The sequence below is a fragment of the Actinomadura fulvescens genome (assembly GCF_039533225.1).
Lineage (GTDB): Bacteria > Actinomycetota > Actinomycetes > Streptosporangiales > Streptosporangiaceae > Spirillospora > Spirillospora fulvescens.
Genome location: NZ_BAAATD010000002.1, coordinates 1117212 through 1138522 on the forward strand (window position 1 = coordinate 1117212; position 21311 = coordinate 1138522).

General features: G+C 67.5%; 16 protein-coding genes and 1 pseudogene. 15 read left to right on the plus strand and 2 right to left on the minus strand.

The window, feature by feature from the left end; all coding sequences use genetic code 11:
- The first annotated feature begins 62 nt into the window (after positions 1 to 62).
- From ABD333_RS11765 to ABD333_RS47495, 3 genes and pseudogenes are all read left to right on the plus strand, one after another.
- Positions 63 to 623 carry a TlpA family protein disulfide reductase gene (locus ABD333_RS11765; protein WP_344540374.1) on the plus strand — a complete coding sequence of 187 codons (561 nt, stop codon included), beginning with the start codon at positions 63 to 65 and terminating at the stop codon, positions 621 to 623.
- 6 nt (positions 624 to 629) lie between these two features.
- Positions 630 to 2510, plus strand: a complete 1881-nt coding sequence (locus ABD333_RS11770; RefSeq protein WP_344540375.1) for an ABC transporter ATP-binding protein — start codon at positions 630 to 632, stop codon at positions 2508 to 2510.
- A gap of 20 nt (positions 2511 to 2530) precedes the next feature.
- Positions 2531 to 2962: pseudogene (locus tag ABD333_RS47495) on the plus strand (S26 family signal peptidase); the annotation flags it as partial.
- 26 nt (positions 2963 to 2988) lie between these two features.
- On the opposite strand, the gene ABD333_RS11775 reads toward ABD333_RS47495, so the two are convergent.
- Entirely contained in the window at positions 2989 to 4311 is a 1323-nt protein-coding gene (locus tag ABD333_RS11775; RefSeq protein ID WP_344540376.1) for an NsdA family TPR-like regulatory protein, read from the minus strand.
- Positions 4312 to 4471: 160 nt separating this feature from the next.
- On the opposite strand from ABD333_RS11775, the gene ABD333_RS11780 reads away from it, so the two are divergent.
- From ABD333_RS11780 to ABD333_RS11790, 3 genes are all read left to right on the plus strand, one after another.
- The gene (locus ABD333_RS11780) at positions 4472 to 5494 is read left to right on the plus strand and encodes a peptidoglycan-binding domain-containing protein (RefSeq protein WP_344540377.1); all 1023 of its coding nucleotides are present in this window, start codon (positions 4472 to 4474) and stop codon (positions 5492 to 5494) included.
- Positions 5495 to 5598: 104 nt separating this feature from the next.
- The gene (locus ABD333_RS11785; protein ID WP_344540378.1) at positions 5599 to 6375 is read left to right on the plus strand and encodes an SAM-dependent methyltransferase; all 777 of its coding nucleotides are present in this window, start codon (positions 5599 to 5601) and stop codon (positions 6373 to 6375) included.
- An 87-nt stretch (positions 6376 to 6462) separates the two neighbouring features.
- Positions 6463 to 7728 (plus strand): S8 family serine peptidase, encoded by a 1266-nt coding sequence (locus ABD333_RS11790; RefSeq protein WP_344540379.1) that lies wholly within the window; start codon positions 6463 to 6465, stop codon positions 7726 to 7728.
- A 66-nt stretch (positions 7729 to 7794) separates the two neighbouring features.
- On the opposite strand, the gene eccCa is transcribed toward ABD333_RS11790, so the two are convergent.
- Entirely contained in the window at positions 7795 to 11790 is a 3996-nt protein-coding gene (eccCa, locus tag ABD333_RS11795) for a type VII secretion protein EccCa (RefSeq protein WP_344540380.1), read from the minus strand.
- Between the two features lie 250 nt (positions 11791 to 12040).
- Between eccCa and eccD the strand changes: the two genes are divergently transcribed.
- From eccD to ABD333_RS11840, 9 genes are all read left to right on the plus strand, one after another.
- Positions 12041 to 13432, plus strand: coding sequence for a type VII secretion integral membrane protein EccD (gene eccD / locus ABD333_RS11800; RefSeq protein ID WP_344540381.1), 1392 nt, complete (start codon positions 12041 to 12043; stop codon positions 13430 to 13432).
- 1 nt (position 13433) lies between these two features.
- A complete protein-coding gene (eccB, locus tag ABD333_RS11805; protein ID WP_344540383.1) occupies positions 13434 to 14789 on the plus strand; it encodes a type VII secretion protein EccB in 1356 nt (451 codons plus the stop codon).
- Between the two features lie 236 nt (positions 14790 to 15025).
- A complete protein-coding gene (locus ABD333_RS11810; protein WP_344540385.1) occupies positions 15026 to 15340 on the plus strand; it encodes a WXG100 family type VII secretion target in 315 nt (104 codons plus the stop codon).
- A 31-nt stretch (positions 15341 to 15371) separates the two neighbouring features.
- Positions 15372 to 15665: a WXG100 family type VII secretion target gene (locus ABD333_RS11815; RefSeq protein ID WP_344540387.1), complete on the plus strand. Its 294-nt coding sequence runs from the start codon at positions 15372 to 15374 to the stop codon at positions 15663 to 15665.
- A 101-nt stretch (positions 15666 to 15766) separates the two neighbouring features.
- On the plus strand, positions 15767 to 16054 hold the full coding sequence (locus ABD333_RS11820; RefSeq protein ID WP_344540389.1) for a hypothetical protein: 288 nt from the start codon (positions 15767 to 15769) through the stop codon (positions 16052 to 16054).
- A 1420-nt stretch (positions 16055 to 17474) separates the two neighbouring features.
- Positions 17475 to 18605, plus strand: a complete 1131-nt coding sequence (locus ABD333_RS11825; protein ID WP_344540391.1) for a S8 family serine peptidase — start codon at positions 17475 to 17477, stop codon at positions 18603 to 18605.
- Complete coding sequence (locus tag ABD333_RS11830; protein ID WP_344540393.1) at positions 18602 to 19090, plus strand: hypothetical protein; 489 nt, start codon at positions 18602 to 18604, stop codon at positions 19088 to 19090. Before ABD333_RS11825 ends, ABD333_RS11830 begins: the two co-directional genes overlap by 4 nt.
- A 6-nt stretch (positions 19091 to 19096) precedes the next feature.
- Positions 19097 to 20176 carry a WXG100 family type VII secretion target gene (locus ABD333_RS11835; protein WP_344540395.1) on the plus strand — a complete coding sequence of 360 codons (1080 nt, stop codon included), beginning with the start codon at positions 19097 to 19099 and terminating at the stop codon, positions 20174 to 20176.
- A 109-nt stretch (positions 20177 to 20285) separates the two neighbouring features.
- The gene (locus tag ABD333_RS11840) at positions 20286 to 20609 is read left to right on the plus strand and encodes a hypothetical protein (protein ID WP_344540396.1); all 324 of its coding nucleotides are present in this window, start codon (positions 20286 to 20288) and stop codon (positions 20607 to 20609) included.
- Positions 20610 to 21311: the final 702 nt, after the last annotated feature.

Genomic DNA, 21311 nt, shown 5'->3' on the forward strand with positions numbered 1-21311 from the left:
CCAGTGCCTGTGTCCGTTCGACACTTCCTCCGGGACTTATCCGTCGTGTGAGGAGTTGCGGGATGGCTTTCCTCCTGGCCCTGGTCGTCTTCGTCGGGCTGCTGTGCACGGTCGACCTGCTGCTCACCGTCGGCGTGATCCGGCGGCTGCGCGAGCACACCGAGTTGCTCGCCGCCCGGAACGAACCACCGGGCGGCCTTCCGGTCGGCTCGGCCGTCGGCGAGTTCACGGCGGTCGACACCGACGGGCGGGCGGTGACGCGGGAATCGCTGGACGACGGGACGCTGGTGGGCTTCTTCAGTCCCGGCTGCGCGCCCTGCGAGGAGATCAAGCCCCGCTTCGCCGAGGCGGCCGGGACGGACGGCGGCCGGCGGGCCCTGGCCGTCGTGTCCGGTCCCGGCGGCCGGGAGACGGCGGAGGGGCTGTCGGCCGTGGCCCGCGTGATCGTGGAGGACGACCCGGGCGGTCCCGTCTGCGCCGCGTTCCAGGTCCAGGCGTTCCCCACCCTCTACCGGCTCGGCCCCGGCGGTCGCGTGACGGCCACCGGGCCCGAGGCACTGACACCGGCCGGATCGCACGAGAGAGCCAGGCGGGCCGATTCGCGCGATCCGGTCGGCCGGTGATCTGGGTTGCGGCGGGAACGGGAGGCGGGCTCGTCGCGGCCGGGGCGCCGTGAGCTGGTGAACGGTGCGGTGACCGCCGCCGGCATCGTGTTCCGTACCTCTCCGGGGCAGGTCGCGGGACTCGTCGTGCTGATGCTCCTCGGCGCCGCGGCGCCGGTCGGGGTGGCCTGGCTGACGAGGGCGGCGCTCGACACCCTCGCCTCCGGGAACGCGGCCGGAGGCGCCTCGGCGCTCGTCCCGATCGTCGTGGGCCTGGCGGCGCTGGGCATGGTCGTGGCGTTCGTGCCGCAGGCCGAGGAGTATCTCCGGACCGAGCTCGCCAGGCGGTCGGGGCTGCGGGCGACCGACCGGCTGTACCGCGCGGTGTCGGCGTTCACCGGGCTGCGGCGGTTCGAGGACCCGCACTTCATCGACCGGGTGCGGCTGGCCGGCCAGAGCACCCGTGCGCCCGCCCAGGTCGTCGGCCGGGCCGTGACCGGCGGACGGGCCGCGCTGACACTGGTGGGCTTCATGGTCTCGCTGGCGGTCCTCAGCCCGCCGATGGTGGCCGTGGTCCTGGCCGCCGCCGTCCCGACCCTGATCGCCGAGCTCGTCCTGTCGCGCGGGCGCGCCTCGATGCTCTGGAGGATCGGGCCGGCCGAACGCCGCGAGTTCTTCTACGGCCATCTGCTGACGGACCCGCAGGCGGCCAAGGAGACCCGGCTCTACGGCACCGGCGCGTTCCTGCGCGGCCGGATGCTCGCCGAACGCCGCACGGCCGACGCCGCCCATCGCCGTACCGATCGGCGGGAGCTCGTCACTCAGGGCGGGCTCGCGCTCCTCGGCGCGTTCGTCGCGGGCGGCGGCCTGGTCACCGTCGTGGCCGGCGCGAAGGGCGGCACGCTGACCCCGGGGGACCTGTCGCTGTTCATCGTGGCGGTGGCCGGGGTGCAGACCTCCCTGACGTCGCTCATCACGGACATCGCCTACGCCCACCAGCAGTTGCTGGCGTTCGATCACCACTGTGCCGTGATGCGGGCCGGGCCCGACGTGCCGCCGGCCGAGGTCTCACGGCCCGCGCCTCCGCTGCGTACGGGGATCGAGTTTCGTGACGTGTGGTTCCGCTATCGCGACGACCATCCCTGGGTCGTGCGGGGCGTGACGCTGACGATTCCCCATGGGACGTCCACGGCGCTGGTAGGCCGCAACGGCGCGGGCAAGAGCACGCTCGTCAAACTGCTGTGCCGCTTCTACGAACCGACGCGCGGCGCCATCTACTGGGACGGCGTGGACATCCGCACGATCGATCCGGAACGGCTGCGCGAACGCGTCGCGGCCGTGTTCCAGGACTTCGTGCAGTACGACCTGACGGCAGCCGAGAACATCGCCCTCGGCGATCTCACCGCGCTGGACGATCCGTTCCGCATCGAGGACGCGGCCGTGCGCGCGGGCATCCATCCGTCTCTGGCGCGGCTGCCGCGCGGGTACGACACGCTGCTGTCGACGTTGTTCCTGGACGAGACCGCCGAGGACGCCGATCCCGAGATGGGAGTCGTGCTGTCCGGGGGGCAGTGGCAACGGCTGGCGCTGGCGCGGGCGCTCATCAGGACGGGACGCGACCTGGTCATCCTGGACGAGCCGTGCGCCGGGCTCGACGCCGAGGCCGAGTACGAGGTGCACGCCCAGCTCCGCCGGCGCCGTGCGGACGGCACCGGCCTGCTCATCTCGCACCGGCTCGGTACGGTCCGCGACGCGGACGAGATCGCCGTCCTGGACGACGGCGAGGTGGTCGAACGCGGTCGCCACGACGACCTCATGGCGCTGGACGGAACGTACGCCAGGCTCTTTCGCCTTCAGGCCGAGAACTACCATCTCGACGACGTTCAGCCAGGGGCGGGGATCTCGTGAGACGGCTCACCGCACCGGCCGTGCCCGGCACGATCCTGGCTGCCGGATGCCTCGCTCTGGTGGCCGTCGCCGTGGTGATGCGGCGGTGCCTGGTCGTGGTATCGGTCTCGGGAGAGAGCATGCTGCCCGCCCTCCGTGCCGGGGACCGGATCCTGATACGGCGCGTCGGCGTCGGCGGCCTTCGTCACGGCGACATCGTCGTGCTGGCTGCGAGCCGCCCGGCTCCGAGCCCCCCGGCTCCGAGCCGCCCGGCTCCGGGCCTGCCTCCGGGACACTTGCTGGTCAAACGCGTGCTGGCCCTCCCCGGCGATCCCGTCCCGCGCCATACCGTTCCGGCGCTGGCCGATGTTCCGGAGCCGAACGTTCCGCCCGGCAGGCTGGTCGTCCTGGGGGACAACCGGGCCGTCAGCAGCGACTCCCGCGACCAGGGGTACTTCCGCGCGGACCTCGTGCTCGGGGTGATGCTCCGACCGTTCGCTCAGGCGACGTCCCCGGCCCGCTCGGCCACGTCCGCCGGTCGCTCAGGCGCCTCCGCCGCTCGCCCGAGCACGTCCGTCGGTCGCTCAGGCGCCTCCGCCGGTCGTGCGAGCACGCTCCCGAAGAGATCGTCGCAACGCGCGGCGAAGTCATCGGCCGCAGCGCTGTGGATACCGCGGAGCCTGCTCCGCAGGACCGACAGCAGCTGATCGACATGGACGTCCGCGACCTCCTCCACGTCCGCCAGGCACAGCACCCCGTGATGACAGGCCAGCTCGACCTCTCCCATGGCCAGCCAGCACAGGGCGAGGCGTAGCCGGTACCGCAGCCGGTCGCGCCGATAGCGGACGGACGTACGGGCGAGAGCGGTCTCGTAACAGGCCGCCGCGACGTTCCACTTCTGGAACGCCTCGGCCGCGATGGCGTTGGTGGCCACAATCGCGGCCTCGTCGAACCACTCGCACCAGCCGGGGCAGCCTTCCGCACCCTGCACGAACCACTCCAGGCTGGTCTCCATCGCGCTCCAGAACCCTGCGCCGTCTCCCGCAGCAGCGCAGCAGGTCGCCTCCTGCGCGGCGACCAGACTCAGCACGCGCGGCGCCACCGCCCCGCTGCCGAGCGACTGCGCCCTCCTGGCCAGTTCGATCGCATCGTCCAGACGTCCGGTCTCGCGGTCGCGCGCCAGGTGGTGACTGAGCGCGTAGACCTCGACCTCGACGGCCGCCGCCGCCCGTGCCATCTCCAGCCCGGCGCGGCCCAGCCGGTCGGCCGCCACCCGCCACCCGGCCGAGCAGGAGATCACCCCCGCGCTGACCGCGTCTTCCGCGACCAGCCGCAACGTCCGCCGCCCCGGAGCGCGCGCGCCGTCCACCCGGTTACGCCACCGCTCCTGGACCGCGACGGCCTGGTCCGCGACCGCGCCTCCGCCGTACCGATCCCCGAGCCGCCGCAACCGCGACGTCGACGCCGCCAGGCGGCACAGGTCGAGCTCGCTGACCCGGCCGTCCTCGGCGCAGGGACCCGGTTCCGCCCCCCGCATCGCGATCCGCCGCCAGGCGGCCACCCAGTCGGCCACCCGCTCGGGTGCGACGCCGCACGCCCGGACGTAGACCCGGACGAACTCCAGACGCGGAAGCGCCGTACGCCCGAGGACCGAGGCGATCGTGCTGTAGGGCAGGGTCTCGCCCTCGCGTGCCGCCCGCCGTTGCAACTGCCGGTAGGTCAGCCCGGACCACGCCTTGAGGAGCCGGAGCCGTTCGACGAGGTCCCGCGGGGTGTCGACGTGGCCAGGGCCGGGAGCCACGTCCGGGCCGACAGGAGCCATGCGCTCACCTCACACACCGGTGCCGTCGTATGTCAGGAATGACCCTTGATCGACACAGGCGGGTCGGCAAGGCTGGTGGCTGTCCATGACCGTCCACGATCGTGCATGCGGCTGTCTACACCGGTCAGCGGCATGACAGGGGGTGCCAGGAAAGGTGCAGATGGGTACCGCCTCGATCCCGGAACCCGGGGACGCCGGCACGCCCGAAGAGCTGAAGATCCAACTCCGCCGCCTCAAGGCGTGGTCAGGGCTGTCCTTCCGCGAGCTGGAACGCCGCGCGCACGCGGCGGGCGACGTCCTGCCGTACAGCACGGGCTCGGCGATGCTGAGCCCGCGGCGTCGCGGCCTCCCGCGCGACGAACTGATCGCCGCGTTCACCCGCGCGTGCGGCTGCACCCCCGAGCAGGTGTCGGCCTGGATCGAGGCCCGCCGCCGGATAGCCGCCACGACCGCCGCACCACAGGCGTCGTCGGAGCCCGCGGCAGGTGATTTCCGCCCATCTCCGCCGCCTCGCCCCCGTCTCGTGCCCTCGCTCCTCGCGATGGCGGCCGGCAGATTGCGGGCGAACCGCTGCGCCCTGATCGTCGCCAACGCGGCCCTGCTCATGGCCGTGGCCGTGGGACTGATCAACTCCTTCTGGGCCGGGGAAACCGGCAGGGACATGCTCCTGTCGGACCGGTGCCCGTCGTCGATCGGGCTGAACACCTACGGGAACTGCGCCCAGGAGCTTCAGCGCGGCCTGCAGCGCAAGGGCCTCCGCATTCCCGACGACGCCTGGTACGGGCCGTTCACCAAGCAGCGCATCCTGGCCTTCCAAGCGCTGGCGGGCCTGCCGACCACCGGCATCGCCGACCGGCAGACCCAGCGGGCCCTCCTCACCGACAAGCCGGTGACGCATCCCCAATGGAGCACGGCGGCGACCGAACGCCGCATCCGGGAGGTCTTCACCGAGGCACCCGACGAGGCCGTCGAGGTGGCCCGCTGCCTTTCCTACCTGGATTCGTTCTGGATCGTCGCCGACAAGCGCCTGATGCGCCATTGGGGGCTCTTCCAGTTTTCGGACCTGGAGCTCATGGACCTCCGCGCCACCCCGGCCCACGCCCTCAACCCCGAATGGAACATCCAGCAGGCCCACGGCATCTACACCCGCACCCACGATTTCCGCCACTGGCGCTGCCCCTGACCCCTTCGCCCAAGACAACGGCCCGGGGAAACGACGCTCCCCGGGCTGACCGACACCGGCCGCGCGGCTTGCGCGACCCGGGCGCATAGGGTCTCTTGCTCGTCATGGCGGAGATCGACGCGACCGTGCCGCACTCGGCCCGGATCTGGAACTACTGGCTGGGCGGCAAGGACTACTACCCGGTCGACAAGGCCATGGGCGACCAGATCATGGAGTTCTTCCCGGAGATCGCCGAGAACGCCCGGGGCAACCGCGGGTTCCTGTGCCGTGTGGTCCGTCACCTCGCCAATGCCGGTGTTCGGCAGTTCCTGGACATCGGCACGGGCCTGCCGGCCGTCGACCCGACCCACGAGGTCGCCCAGCGCATCGTCCCCGAGGCGCGCATCGTCTACGTGGACAACGACCCCCTCGTCCTCGTCCACGCCCGCGCGCTCCTGACGAGCACTCCCGAAGGCACGACCGACTATCTGGACGCCGACGTCGAAGAGCCCGGCGCGATCCTCCAAGCCGCCGCACAGACCTTGGACTTCTCCCAGCCCGTCGCCCTGTTGCTCGTGGGCATCATGCAGTTCGTGCAAGACGACGCGGAGGCGCACGCGATAGTGAACCGTCTCCTAGCCGCACTTCCCTCAGGCAGCTACATGGTCCTGACCCATCCCACCAACGCGGTACGCGGCCCCCGGATGGACGAAGCCGTCCGCCAATGGAACGAGGCAGGCGGCTCCCCACGCCTCCGCCTCCGTACCCCGACGGAGATATCCCACTTCTTCAAAGAGCTGGACGTCATCGACCCCGGCGTGGTCTCCACCAGCCTCTGGCACCCCGACACCGGCGACCCCGCCCCCATCGACGACCACGGCGCCCTGGCCCGCAAACCCTGAACGCACGGCGGCCTGCGCACGTACCGCCTTACGGGCCGACGACGCTATCGTCGTTCGCCGAGATCGACGAACTCGGGGAGACGCAAGATGCACCGGGCCGGACTTGCCGCCGCAGTCGCCCTCCTGACGCTGGCTCCGGCCGCCGTGCTCGCTCCCGCGTCCGCCGATTCGCCGTCGAAGCCCCAAGCCGCTCCCACGCCGCCGCCGGCGCCGGCGTGCGATCCGCCACGGGGTCATCGTGGCGCGGTCGGGGAGTCCTGGGCACAGAAACGGCTGGGCTTCGAACGCGTGTGGCCTCTGTCCAGGGGGCAGAACGTCACCGTCGCGGTCGTGGACAGCGGTGTCGAAGCAAGCCATCCGATGCTGGCCGGCCGGACGCCGGGCTCGCGCGTCACCGACCTGACGGGGACGGGCAAAGGCGACTGCACAGGCCACGGCACCGCCGTCGCGGCCCTCATCGCCGGCCGCGACATGAGCGACCGCCTGATCCCCCTCAGCGGCGTCGCACCGGCGGCCGACCTCTACGTGGTCAAGCATCAGAACGAAGAGCGCGACCAGACGGGCGGCGAACGCCTGCCCGCTGCGATCAGGGCCGCGGTGGCCGCCAGAGCACAGGTCATCAACATCTCGATCAGCGCCGAGCACTCACCCCGCCTGGAGGCGGCCGTTCAGTTCGCCCTCCGCAACGACGCCGTGGTCGTCGCGGCGGCAGGCAATGTGCGAAAGCAGGACGGTGAGGACGGCCCGGCCTACCCGGCGTCCTATCCAGGCGTGATTTCTGTGGCGTCGCTAGGGCAGGACGGTGCACGGGCCGAAAGCTCCGGTCTACGTTCCAAGGTGGACCTGGCAGCCCCTGGCAAGGATGTCTCGACGGCGTGGACCCGTGGCGGCTACAACCTCCAAGCCCAGGGGACCAGCTTCGCGGCCGCCTACGTGTCGGGTGTCGTGGCCCTGGTCCGTGCCCGCCATCCTGGCCTGAACCCACAACAGGTGATGCATCGGCTGCTGGTCACCGCGGACGGCAACGCGGGGGAGGGCACCGGCCAAGGCATGGTGAATCCTCTGCAAGCCGTCACAGCCCTGCTTCCTGAAGAGGGCTCCGCCACACCCGCAAACGCCTCGGCCCCCGTTCGTTTCGCCGCTCCGGAGCCCACGGACCACCGCACACGAACGATCGCGATCGCCGTTGCCGGGGGAGCGCTCGGCGTGGCCGCCCTGGCGGCCGTCAGCGGCATCGTCCTTCCCCTGGGCCGTCGCCGCCAGTGGCGCCCTGGGCGCGCGGTGCTCCGCCCGGAGCAGACCGCCGAGTCGTCCGAAGCCCTCGGCGTGGACCATGGAACCATCGGCCGCTAAGCCCCAGGACGGCCTGCGCAGCCCGGCGGCCTGCGCAGCCCGGCGGCGGGGGGCGAGGGCGGCTTGTCAGGCGAGCTGCTGCGGGGCGTTCTCCCGATAGGCGGTCTGGATCAGGCGGGCGCCGGAGCGCCGGTCGGTGAACGTGCCGCGGCCGGGCGGCCGCGGCGTCGGCCGGACCTCGCCGAAGAGCGGACCCTCCTCGCTGCTCCCCGACATGATCAATGCCGGGGTGGCCATGTCCTTCAGCTGCTGGATGACCGGATCGTACAACGCACGGCTCACCCCGCCCATGGCGCGCGACAGGATCAGGTGAACGCCGATGTCGCGGGCCTGCGGCAGGAGCTCCACGAGGGGGAGCAGCGGGTTGGACGCGGTGGCCACGAGGTCGTAGTCCTCGACGAAGAGGAAGACGTCGCTGCCCTTCCACCACGAACGATCGCGCAGCTGCCCGGCGGTGAGGTCGGCGGGCGGCAATCGGTCGTTCAACGCGTCGACCAGGTTGTCGACCAGCTCGGCGGCAGCCGTGGAGGATGCCGCGTAACCGACCCGGTGCTCGGTGTCGGCGGTGTCGAGCAGCGAGCGCCGGTAGTCGATGAAGATCAGCCGCGCCTCGGCGGGCGTGTGCCGCGCGACGATCCCGTCCGCGATCTGGCGCAGCAGGTTGGACTTGCCGCACTCGGTGTCGCCCACGACCACGAAGTGCGGATCGGCCTGGAAGTCGACGAGCACGGGGGCGAGGGCGTTCTCGTCGATCCCGATCGGAACACGCCATCGCTGCTTCGGAACGTCGGCCAGGGCGGAGGCGGGCAGGAGATCGGGAAGGAGGCGTACGGGCGGCGCCTTCGGTCCAGGCCACGCCTTTGCCACGGACTCGACCAGCTCGGCGACACCTTCCGCGAGATCGTCGGTCGTACCGCGCCCGTCGATACGAGGGAGCGCGGCAAGGAAGTGCAGGCCGTCCCGGGTCAAACCACGCCCGGGCCGCCCCTCCGGCACGTTCTCCGCCTGGCGCCGATCGATCTCTGATTCGTACGAGTCGCCGAGCCGCAACTCCAGCCGCGTGCCGAAGACATCGCGGATGCCCATCCGGAACTCCGACCACTTGCCCGTGGTCGCCACCACGTGGATCCCATAGCCGAGGCCGCGCGCCGCCAGGTCCGTGATGGTCTCCTCAAGCTGCTCGTACTCCTGGCGAAGCGTCATCCAGCCGTCGACCACAAGGAAGACGTCGCCGAACCCATCGCCGGGGATCTCGTCGGCGGCACGAAGACGCCGGTAGGTCGCGATCGAGTCGATGCCACGTTCGCCGAACGCCCGTTCACGGTCGTCCAGCAGGGTGGAGATCTCCGCGACCGTACGCCGCACCCGGTCGGGGTCGAGCCGAGTGGCCACGCCGCCGACATGAGGCAGCCCGGCGAGCGCGCCCAGCGTCCCGCCACCGAAGTCGAGGCAGTAGAACTGCACCTCCTCCGGCGTGTGCAGCAACGCCAGCGAGGCGATCATCGAGCGCAACATCGTCGACTTGCCGGTCTGCGGGGCACCCGCGATGCCGACGTGGCCGGCGGCCGCCGACAGATCGATCCAGAACGGGTCGCGTCGCTGGTCGAAGGGCCGGTCGATGATCCCGACCACCGCCGCCAGCTTGGCGCGCCCCTTCCACTCCGCGTTCGTCAGCCCGTACTGCGGCGAGACCGACAGCGGCGGCACCAACTGGTCCACCGTCGGCGGCACGTCCAGCGGCGGCAACCAGATCTGGTGCGCGGCAGGCCCATGCCCAGCAAGCTGATCGATGACGACGCTGAACAGGCTCTCCTCCGACTCCGGTGCGGTCGTGGCGGGCTGGGGCGCATCGGAGTGCTGAACGGTCTGGAGCGGGATGTAGCCGACGCCGTAAGGAAGGATTCGGCGCTGCCGTACCTGACCGTGTTGATCCAAGGCTTGCCGCTGTTCCCCGTTCACCGGCCCGGACACGTACGCGGCCTTGAACCGCACCATGTCAGTGACGTCGACCTTCAGATATCCGTTGCCCGGCGCCGATGGCAGTTCGTACGCGTCCGGCACTCCCAGCACCACCCGTGACTCCATGGCCGAGAACGTACGCAGGCCTATCCGATACGACAGATGCGTGTCGAGGCCGCGCATCTTGCCCTCTTCCAACCGCTGCGACGCAAGCAGCAGATGCACTCCCAGCGAACGCCCCAGCCGCCCTATCATCACGAACAGCTCAGCGAACTCCGGCTTGGCCGAGAGCAGTTCCGAAAACTCGTCCAACACCACGAAGAGCGTAGGCATCGGCTTGAGAGAGGCGCCCTGCTCACGAGCCTTCTCGTACTCCCGCAGCGACACGTAATTGCCCGCCGCGCGCAGCAACTCCTGGCGCCGCACCATCTCCCCGTGCAACGCGTCGTACATCCGGTCGACGAGCGGAAGCTCGTCCTCCAGGTTCGTAATGACAGCTGAGACGTGCTGGAGCTTGTCCAGCCCAAGGAACGTGGCACCGCCCTTGAAGTCGACCAGCACGAAGTTGAGCGTCTCCGACGAGTGTGTCGTGGCGAGCCCGAGCACGAGCGTCCGCAACAGCTCCGACTTGCCCGACCCCGTGGCGCCGATGAGCAGCCCATGCGGCCCCATCCCGCCCTGCGCCGACTCCTTGATGTCCAATTCCACCGGCCGCCCGCCCGCGTCCACCCCGATCGGTACCCGCAGCCGGTTGCGCGGCGCCCGGGTCTGCCAGCTCCGCGCCAGATCGATGCCGTACGGGCTGCGCAGCCCGAGCAACGAGGTCAACGTGAGGTCGGCCGCCAGCGCGTTCTGCTCCGGCTCCTCGGGCGCCCCCGCGCGCAGCGGCGCGAGCCGCATCGCGAACCCCTCCGCCTGCACCTGCGTGATGCTGTCGGCTTGCCCCAGGGGAGTGGCGACGTCCTTCCCGGTACGGTCGCGTTCCAGCATCTCCAGACGACCGTCCGCGACGTCCAGCCGCAACATGGTGGCGTCCGGCGTGGGCGCGACCGACTCACTGAGGTCGATCACGCACACACCCTTGATGCCGTCCGCCCCGAGCTGCGAGTCCGGAGTCACCACACCGCCGTCCACGATCACCACGTGGTACGGCAGATCCTGCGAGCCGACCCCCGCACTGAACCGCGGCCGATCCTTGAGCTCCTCGCCCAGCAGATCTTCCAGCGCCGACAACGAACGCGTGAGCAGCCGGATCGGCCCCGCCGCGTCATGCCGGGAGGGATGCAGGCAGTGCGGCAGCCACTTGGCCCACTGCCACTCGGGCATCCGCTCCGGCGACGCGCAGATCGAGATGCGCAGGTCGTCGGGCGTGTGAAAGGCCGCCATCTGCGCCACCATCGCCCTCGCCATCGCGCGCGCCGCCCCGGAGTCGCCGGTCGCCACGATGCGCGCGAACGCGGGGAGCGAGACCGACACCGGCAGGTCCGGAACGGTCGAGTGCGCGCGCAGGAACCTCCGCAGCGCACCCGCGCACATCGGCTCCAGATCCTCGATCGGCTTGGTCTCCGGAACGATCAGCTCCAGCGCCAGCTGCTGCCGCCCGAGCCCGATCCGCACGTGCCCGAAGTCGTCATCCGCCGGCCGCCGCTCCCACAACCGATGGCTCATCACCATCGACCACAACGTCCGCGGGCTAGGCCCGGTCCACTCCAATGCCTCGCGTTGTTGCCTGGCGGCCTTTCTCACCCGTGACCGGATCTGGTCAAGATAGCGGTAGTAATCCCGGCGCGCTCCGTTCAGCTGCTGCTTACGTTCTCCCGCGCCCTGTCCCATATGGCCGAAACCCATTCCGACCATGGACAACACGAACAGGCCGCTGGCCACCCACATGATCGGGTTTCCGCCGTTCGCGCCGCCCGCGCCGCCCATGAACATCAACCCCATGGCCGCGCCGCTGGCGGCCATCGGCAGGTACATCAGCGCGTTCGCGAACCCCTGCCTGACGGCCTCCGGGATCTCCGGCGGCGGTTCCAGCATGATCTCGCCCTCGGGCATCTGCGGAGGTGGACGCCGTTCCGGACGACGTACGAGAACGATGCTCACCGCTCCGGCCCTTCCGAATCGTCAGAACAGACCGCCATGACCAGCAGTCAACGACGGGTCATCCTAGTAATCGACGATCTCCTCATGCGAGACCTGGCTAAGGTCGTACGGCGGTTGGCGGCGCCGGGGTTCAGCCCATCGAAATGTCGCTTTCGCGAACATCGAACCTGTTCATGAACGTTGCCGTAAGTTCTGTCGGACTGGTAGTCAATATGCGCCTTGATCGTCTGACGAAAAGATCGGAGGTCGCATGAACCCCACCACCGGAGCCGACCTCTGCCGAGTCGCCCTGGTGGCGCCAGGCCGCCGCGTCGACCTCTCGCTCCCCGCCGACGTCCCCCTCGCGCACATGCTCCCCACATTGCTCCAGGCCGCGGGCCGCGACCTGGCCAACGCCGGCCTCGCGCACTCCGGCTGGGTGCTGCAACGCCTCGACCAGCCGCCCTTCGACGAGTCGAAGACTCTCGGCGCGCTGGGCGTGCGCGACGGCGAGGTGCTCTACTTCCGCCCCGAGATCGCCCAGCTCCCCGAAGCGGTCTTCGACGACGTGGCCGACGTAGTCGCGACCGGTATCAACGAGCACTCCGACCGCTGGAGGTCCGAGCACACCCGGCGCTTCGGCCTCAACGCCAGCGCCGCCCTCCTGGCCACCGGAGCCATAGGCCTGGCCATCTCAGGCCCGCCCTGGCCCCTGATCTCCATTGCCGCAGCATCCATCGCCGCCATCCTCCTAATAGCAGGCGTAGTCCTCTCCCGCGCACTCTCCGACGCCAATGCCGGAGCAGTCCTAGGCTTCAGCGCGCTCCCGTACGCTTTCCTGAGCGGCCTAGTAGCCCCCGCCCGCCTAGTCGACCTGGCAGAGCTAACTTCCCTCCACCTCCTCTCCGCCACCGCCACGACCGCCCTAGCCGCCGTCATAGCCGCCTTCGCCATCATCGAAGGCCTCCCGACCTTCCTAGGCGTAGCGTTCGCCGCCCTCCTAGGAGCCCTGACATCCGCCCTGGTAGAAGGCTTCGACGCAGACCCCACCGGCGTAGCCGCGATATCAGCCTCGACCTGCCTAGTGCTAACGGCCCTCATCCCATCCCTGGCATTCCGCCTAGCCAGGCTGCCCCTTCCCCCCGTCCCAGAGAACGCCGAAGAACTCCGAAGCGCCCAGACGTTCGACGGCCCATCGCTCCTTCGCCGCACCAAGGAAGCCGACCGCTACAGCACAGGCCTGGTAGCAGGCGTAGCTCTAGTAGTCCTAGGCGCCCAGCTACTTCTCCTCACCGACCAAACCTGGCTCGTCACCACCATGAGCCTCTGCATCTCGCTAGTCGTCTTGCTCCGCGCACGCGTTTTCCACGGCCGAACACAACGCCTCTGGCTCCTCGGCAGCGGCCTGTCCGGCCTGGCGCTCCTAGGCATCTCCCGGGCCACAACGTCCTCACCCGCAGAGACGCTCCTAGCCGCCGCAGTCCCCATGCTCCTAGCAGTAACCGTCATGCTGTTCATGGCCCTGCGCCTCCCCACCCACAAACCCTCACCGTTCTGGGGCCGTGCAGGCGACATCCTGGACCTGACACTCATCATCAGCCTGTTCCCGTTCGCCATGGCCCTGCTCAACCTCTACAGCTGGCTGCGCGGATTGGCCGGCTGACATGCAGACCAAGAAGGACCTCTACCAAGCCCACAAGCTGATGACTCAGCGAGTCACCCTCGCCCTCCTCCAGGGCAAACCAGGCGCCGCCGAGTCACCCCTCCGCCGCACAGGCGTAGGCGCCCTCTGCGGCGTCATGGTCGTGGTCCTGGTAGCCGCGGGCTTCGGCATCACCGGCCTGCTCTTCAAGGGAGGCGCCCGCAACCTGGAACAGCCAGGCCTGGTCCTCATCGAGAAAGAAACAGGCGCCGCCTACGCCTACAGCGCTGACCAGAAACGCCTGATCCCGTTCCTCAACTACACATCAGCGCGCCTGGCCATGTCGGGCAACAACATCCAACGCAAGCTGGTCTCAAGCCGCTCCCTAGCCAAATACGCCCGCGGCCCCCTAACGGGCATCCCCAACGCACCCGAATCTCTTCCTGACCCTTCCAAGCTGGTCAGAGCGCCCTGGTCCCTCTGCGTCCACACCCCACCCTCAAGCACCATCGCAACCCCAGTCGTCTCCCTCATAGGAGGCCGAGACACAGGCGGCCGCCCCCTAACCGACACCCAAGCGGTCCTAGTACAAGGCGGCCCCCAAACCTGGCTCATCTGGCGCAACACCCGCATGCGGATCTCGCGCCAGTCAACCCGCCTGCTCACCAACGCCCCGCCGCCCCAGGTGGACGAACGCTGGCTGAACGGCCTCCCCCAAGGTCCCGACTACGCACCGCCACCCATCCCCAACAGAGGCGCCCTCGCACAACCAACCCCAGACGGCCGCACCCCCACCATCGGCCAGGTCTACCGAATCCCGCCCATCGCCGGATCAACCGAACGTTGGTACGTGCAGCTCTCAGACGGCATCTCAGGAATCTCAAAAACCCAAGCCGGCCTACTCCTCTCCCTCCCCGGAGCCAGGACCGCCATCGACATAACCCCAGCCGCCGCCACCAACATCTCAACCACGAACCTCTTCAACCGCCAACTCCCAGAGAGCCCGCCCACCGCTCTCCCATACGAACCAAGCGAGCCCCTCTGCGCCGTCTACAGCGACACAAGCCTCACCGCACGCTTCACCATCGGCGGCACGCTCCCACCACCCCCCGCCACCCGATCCTCCATCGACCAGATCGTCCTACCCGGCGGCGCCACGTTCGCCGGTACCCTCACCGCCCCCAATCAGCAACCCCAGTCCTTCTCCCTCATCACCGAGCAAGGCGTGCGCTACCCCATCCCCACCCCCGAAGACGCGACCAAGCTCGGCTACACCCCGACCAAATCAGCCCAGGTCCCCGCCAACATCCTTCAGCTCTTCCGTCAAGGCCCGGCCCTGACCTCCACCGCAGCAGTCCGGCCGGTTCCGGCCACCTAGGACTTGAGTATTCAACCCCTTGAGCACGTACAACCTGGCGAGACAACAGCACAGTCACGACGACCCCACCCTGACCACTCGCATGACCGGTGGACAGTAAATGCCTGACTTCCCTACGATCCGAACTGCTCAATGTCACGGGGTGTGTCGCCTAACCGGCGCTACAAGACATCAGCTGGTTTGCGCAGGGCGCGTCGTGATCGATTCCGAACCGCCCACGCGCAAGGAGCAAGCAGATGACACAGCAGTCAGCGCACAGCCGGGAAGGCATGCGGCGCGGCGCCGACGCGATCGAGGACGCCGAGAACAAGCTGCGCAAGACCCGAGCCCGTCTGGACGCCGAGCAGAAGGCCCTCGCAGCCACCTGGAAGGGCGAAGGAGCCACCGCGTTCGTGAACGTCTTCCAGCGGTTCGACCAGCAGTTCGTCAAGGTGCTGACCGACCTCAACACGATCCAGCAGAAGCTGGGCGATGCCCGGGTCACCTACGCGGGCAACGAGTCCGAGACCGTCGCCCGCGTGAACGCCCTCAAGGGCCTCATCAACGACTGAGCCGTCTCACACGACATCGGAGAACCGAGACATGAGTGATCTGACCCGAGTGCACTTCGGCTCGATGCAGCAGGCCCAGGCGAGCTTCCAGAAGGCCCTGAGCGAATACAAGGCCGCTCTCGACGAGCTGGAGAGCAAGGTCAAGTCCACGCTCGCGGAGTGGGAGGGCGACGCCCAGCAGGCGTACCACCGCATGCAGGCCCAATGGAACGCGGCCGGAGCGGAGCTCGGCAACGTCGTCAACCGCATGGGCGCCGCCATCGGCGAGTCCCACGACGGCTACCGCACCACCGAGAACCGCAACGCCGCCAGCTTCGGCGGCTGACGAGAGCGAGCAAGACCATGCCGCAGGGAGCGGGGGCTACCGGGACACCACGTCCGGACAGCGAGCACAGCCCAGAGAAGATGCGCCAGGTAGCCCGAGCAATGCGCGCCGAACTCGACAAGCTGAAGTCAGGCACCACCGATCATCCGACCACGGTCAGCGCGATCGGTGCTTGGGACGTGCCCGAGCAGCTTGCCGAACGAATCACCACAGCGCACCAGTCGATGCTCACTTACGTGACAGAGTTCGCGACGGCGTACGAGGGCGTGATCGCACGAATCGAGTCTTCAGCGAAGAACTTCTATCTGAGTGACTTGGCGGCCAGGGACGCGAACGAGAGCGCGGGGCGGTCGTCGGGACCGCGCGCGACGCGCGAAAGTCAGAACTAGAACCTCAAGGTCCGAGGGGACGAGGCTATATGGGTGGAGGGTCCTACCCGATCAGGCGCGGCTCGATCGGCGCGGGTAATCCAGAGCAGTTCGACTACCACCAGATCCTCCAGAAGATCCGGGCATCCGATTCGTCTGAGCTGCATCGGCTCTCCAGCACCTACGACGCGTTGCGACAGTTGCTGGATCAGGCGCAGTCGGACCTGGCCTTTCACCGCGGCCGTCTGAAGGCGGCGTGGTCGGAAGGACCGTCTTCGACCGCTGCCCTCGAACAGATCAAGCGACTGGAAGACGCTGCGAACGAGTTGGCCTCCGCCAGCCAGTCCTTTGGTTTCGCTCTCCAGCAGGCAGGCGCTCAAGTCGACGCCTTTAAGCAAAACGTCCCATCGGAGCCGACCACGCTTCTAGGTGTGCCCAAGGGTCCCAGGGACGAGTTGCTGATGGAGAAGACGGCCAAGGACCGCGAGGCGCGGCAGTACATGATGAACATGAACAGGAGCCTCGGCGAGGTCTACTCAGTCATCCCCGGATCGGTCTCACTCGATCTCCCCGGGCGTGAGCGAGGAAGCGCTGCGGCACCAGGAAGTGGAGGTGGTGGGGGCGGACGAGAAAACGGAGGTGGTGCAGGCGGCTCGGACGGTCGGCCGGTACCGCCTGGTCGGCCTCCGGAGACTCCCTCGGCCCCCGCACCACTTGATCCCGCTTTTCCGCCGAATCCTGATAACCGCGGAGGAGGCGGCTCAGGCCAGCCTGGCGGTGGCTCGGACCTCGAGGGCATCGACCCGCCCGGCCTCGGGCCAGCGCCTGGCGTTCCCGGCCCGGGTGGACCTGGCTCCGGCGGTGGCAGTTTCGGTCCCAACCCAGGTTCGCCCGGTCCCGGCGGGCCGAACCCTGGCGGATGGAGCCCTGGACCCGTACCGAATCCGGTCAGACCCGCGCCGGCAGTGCCAGGGCCAGGAGCGCCGGGCCCGCGCCCCGGCGCCTCCGCTCCTCGCCCGTTCTTCCCGGCACCGGGCGCGCCCAAGGCCGGCCCGATCAGCCCGGGACCCTTGACCCCGGGACCAGGCGGCGCACGTGCGACGCCGATTAGCCCACCTCCACGAGGGGCAAGGCCAGGCCCGATCTCTCCCGGCCCGATCGGCGGCAGCACGCCTTCCATCGCCCCTGGCGGTCGCCGATTGGGAAGCAACTGCGTGATCGGCGGTCAGCCAGGAGCCGGCACCCGGGCAGCAGCAGCCAGGGAGACGGGTCCTTCCCAACGAGCGAGTGGCCAATTCGCATCGGGTGCGGGACAGCGCTCCCGTCGGGACGAGCCCACAACCGAGCGGCAGACCTGGCTCACTGAGCACCAGGATCTGTGGACCGACGATGAAGCCACGGCACCGCCCGTGATCCGCTGAACCGGCCGGAAGGAGGTCTCGTGTCGGCTGGAGCGCGATGGCCTGCGGGCCTGGCCGTCACGGCGCTGGTCCTTAGCTCACCGAGCCCTGTGCTGGCAGCGCCGGAACCTCGCAAGGAGCTCTACTGGTTCCACTGGTGGGAACTCGAGGAAAAGGTCTGGCCGATCACTAAAGGCAAGGGCGTCACCGTGGCGGTCATCGATGCCGAGGTCAACCGGGACTTGCCGGATCTCAAGGGATCTGTCCTACCGAATGTGAACTTGAACGAGACGCGTGAGAAGGCCGATCCTGAGAACGGCGGGCACGGCACCGCGATGACCGCTCTCATCGTTGGGCAAGGACGTGGCTCGGGCATGGTCGGTGTCGCTCCTGCGGCCAAGGTCCTCCCTTTGAACGCAAAGGGGGAGATCGCCGAGGCGAGGGCGCTCCGGTATGCGGCTGATCACGGCGCCAAGGTCATCAACATGTCCCTCGGAGCGGAGACGTTCCAGCCCTGCCCACGTTCCGTCCAGGACGCGGTCTCGTACGCTGTGAAGCGAGACGCCGTCGTGGTCGCCTCGGCCGGCAACGAAGGCCGCCGAGGGGATTGGCGGAGTTCCCCGGCCAACTGCGCCGGGGTCGTGGCCGTCGGCGGCGTGGACGGTTACGTCAAACCATGGGGCGGAACAACTCCAGGCGAGTATGTGACGGCCGCTGCACCATCCGTCGACGCAGGAAGTATCGATGACCGCGGCCAATTCAACTGGCGTCGCTATGGCACCAGCCAATCTGCGGCGCTCACGTCCGGTGTCATCACCCTGATCCGATCCAAGTACCCACGGATGTCTGCCAGAGAGGTGGTCCGCCGTGTCATTGCCACCGCCAAGGACATAGGCAAGCCTGGCTGGGATGACGAGACTGGCTACGGCCTGGTCCGCCCGTACCGGGCCCTCGTAGACAGAGTTCCCCCGAACGTGCCTAATCCGGTCTACGATCGCTGGCAATCAATCCAGACGGAGGACGAAAGGCTGCCGCCCTCGCAATCCAAGCGTGTCTCCGCTTCACCGGAGCCAGAGAAAGAGGCCTGGATCCGGCTCACAGCGGCATCCCTGAGCATCGCTCTTCTAGTGTTTTTCGCTTCCACCTTCTGGTTCATTCGTAAGAGGAGGTGAACGAAGTCATGGACTTGTCAGGATTTAAGCAACAAGGTCGCAACTCCCTCGGCAGTCCGGTCACCTTTCCCATCTCGTTTGCTATCATGAGTCCTATGTTCAATTTCGATCGCGAGCTGGCATCAGCCAGGACAGAAATCGAGCGCATTGCCGGCGAGAACGAACATGCGCTGGCGCTGTGGCGCGAACGTATGTACGAGCAGATCGAAAAACTTGAAAAACAGGAGCGCGATCGGTCGGACGAGCGTGATGGAGCCGTCGAGAAGGAGTCTCCAGAGTATGAAGCCCTGCAGCAACAGATGTCTGCTGGCGGGCTCAGGTGGATCGATATCTTTTCTAGCGAGACAAATGATCCTGATGCTCGTGACGTGCGCGCCCAGTTGGCTCCGATTTTGGCTGCTAGTCGGCAGGCATTTGAGTTGACGGAACGGGGGGTCGCCATCAACGAGGCTCTGGAGACGGCGTTCTCCGAGCATTGGGAGTAGGTGGACATGAGTGACATTCAGGTCGAGACTGGTTACCTTCGCGGCTATGCCGGGCAGCTTGACGCAAACGCGAATCACGCGCTGGGCAAGCTAAGTGGCTATTGCAGCACGCATTGCAAGAACTACAGTGGCTTGACGTCCGTGCTGTATCCCACCCGCTGGCCGGCCGGATGGTACGCGGACATGCTGCTCGACGTGAACCGCGTAGCAGGCAATGGGCTCGGCAACGACGCCCGGAGTCTCCGCGAGGCGGCTGGCAATTACGATAGGGCCGACAACGACGCGGCTGAGCGAGTGTGGGCCGTTGCAGATATACCAGGTAAATATCGTGAGAAGGATGTCACCGTAACACGTTCCGGCTTCTCCGGCGGTGCCAATTTGGATCTTGCGCCACCGCCTGACCGGAAGGATGCACAGAGTGCCAAGGAATCAGTTTACGAGCTGCTCGGTTCAATTAATGATATTGTCAAGCATTTCACCGGGATCGATTTGCTGGGTATGACTCTTCCTGTCGTCTTGGGGGAATGGGGTGCCCTGCGGCGAATCGGTCATGCATGGGACGAGCTTGAACATGCATACCTACGCCTCGCTAATGATCTACGTGATGGCATGAATACGCTGTCTGGCCACTGGAATAGCGGCGGCCCCTCCGGCAAAGGCGGTGCCTCGAGGGCCTTCGATTATCGTATTCGTGAGGGTTGGATTCCGGCATTCGAGGCGCTCGGCCAGGCATGCGATCTGGCGCAGCAGGTATTTGAAACCATTGCGAAGCAGTATGAGCTAGTAGTCAGTCAGTTGTTGCTCGGACTGAACTTCTATGTGCAACGAATCAGGAAGGCTTTCAACGGACTGGTCACCTCTGTTAATAAAGCGAAGTTCATAAAAAATCTGGTGCTGCTGGTCTCGTCGGTCAAGCAGCTCATCGAGGACGCCATCAGAATCCTCGAACTCTACATAGAGAGCTTCAAGCAGATGTTCGAGGGGTTGGCCGCAGCGATCGTCTACGTGCGCAACTTCATACGTGGCGACTTTGACCAGCTTGCCATTCAGCAAGGTTCGCCGATCCCTCGAGTACAGCCGAGTTAGGAGATTTTCGTTGATCGTGACGGCCTCGGACGGTGAGTCGTGGCGTGTCGGTCGCCGACGACTCGCCTGGCGACCCCGGCCTCCACGCCTTCTGGTCAAGGTGTGGGAGGTGACTGAAGGGGTGCAAGGGATTCCCTTCGTGGAACTTATTGCCGCCGCCGCCGTGCTGCTGTTGTCTCCCTTCTTTATCCCATACATTCTGTCATGGCTCGCCGCTTTGCTCATTACGCCGTTGGCGCTGCTGATGCGAGTAGTTGAACGTCGGCCATGGCCGGTCGTCGCTTACGTGTCGAAATGGGCCGACTTCAGGCAAGAATATCGCGGCTTCGTCGTCGGTAGCCGAGAGGCCGATGCACTCGCGGCCCGAGTGCGGGATGAGATCAAGGCCGAAGCCAAGCCGACATCGCTCATCGCGCCAACGCACCCTGGATAAATTCCTAGGGCACTATATCGCCATTTGCTCGTTCCACCGTTCAGTGGGTGACTAGGTGCTCATGGGTTGGTAGGGCAAGTCGAGCCGGTCATCGCCACGATCGCGAAGGGGCGTCAGGAATGGCTCTGGGCACCCAGCATGTGAGGGTTCTGCGTCGGGTCGTCTGGCAGTTGGCTGACGGAAAAGGCACTTCTGGTAGAAATATCTCAACCCGCTTCCCTTTGGATCTCCAGGAGTCGATCCCTTGCCACGCAAGTGGGTAGGGCCGTGGAAAGTCTCTCTGGCCAAGCGGTGGACGAGCATCAGCTTCTTTCACGGTTGCGTTACCGCATGCTACTTTTGCTGGACGTAATACTGGTCATCGGCGTGGCGTCGCCGACCTGACTTCATGAGGGGACGTAGGTATCGAACTCTGACGACGAATCCGCCAAGGTAAACTAAAGCAGCCGACCGGAGTTGCGCCACCGACGCGAGTCGGGAGCGCGGATGCCATCCTCCGCCATCAGCCAGCACCAATCGCTCCCGCCGCCCGCAGGACCTGACCACTCAGGGCGTGTTTTCGGAGCCCGTCAGAACGGTTGCGTAATCTGCCCGTCATTGCTTGTTTGTCTACGGAGTGGGTGATGTCGAGCACGAGAATGCCGTTTGCGAATCAGCATGCTTGCGTTGCTGCGAGGCTCGGCGTGGCCTGAAGGCGTGCGA

Bases quoted from the DNA above. Each gene is read 5' to 3' on its own strand.
- ABD333_RS11785 (WP_344540378.1), top strand. From the start codon at position 5,599: ATGGCGGAGATCGACGCGACCGTGCCGCACTCGGCCCGGATCTGGAAC.
- ABD333_RS11835 (WP_344540395.1), top strand. From the start codon at position 19,097: ATGAGTGACATTCAGGTCGAGACTGGTTACCTTCGCGGCTATGCCGGG.
- ABD333_RS11775 (WP_344540376.1), bottom strand. From the start codon at position 4,311: ATGGCTCCTGTCGGCCCGGACGTGGCTCCCGGCCCTGGCCACGTCGAC.
- eccD (WP_344540381.1), top strand. From the start codon at position 12,041: ATGAACCCCACCACCGGAGCCGACCTCTGCCGAGTCGCCCTGGTGGCG.
- ABD333_RS11810 (WP_344540385.1), top strand. From the start codon at position 15,026: ATGACACAGCAGTCAGCGCACAGCCGGGAAGGCATGCGGCGCGGCGCC.
- eccB (WP_344540383.1), top strand. From the start codon at position 13,434: ATGCAGACCAAGAAGGACCTCTACCAAGCCCACAAGCTGATGACTCAG.
- ABD333_RS11780 (WP_344540377.1), top strand. From the start codon at position 4,472: ATGGGTACCGCCTCGATCCCGGAACCCGGGGACGCCGGCACGCCCGAA.
- ABD333_RS11815 (WP_344540387.1), top strand. From the start codon at position 15,372: ATGAGTGATCTGACCCGAGTGCACTTCGGCTCGATGCAGCAGGCCCAG.
- ABD333_RS11790 (WP_344540379.1), top strand. From the start codon at position 6,463: ATGCACCGGGCCGGACTTGCCGCCGCAGTCGCCCTCCTGACGCTGGCT.
- ABD333_RS11820 (WP_344540389.1), top strand. From the start codon at position 15,767: ATGCGCGCCGAACTCGACAAGCTGAAGTCAGGCACCACCGATCATCCG.
- ABD333_RS11765 (WP_344540374.1), top strand. From the start codon at position 63: ATGGCTTTCCTCCTGGCCCTGGTCGTCTTCGTCGGGCTGCTGTGCACG.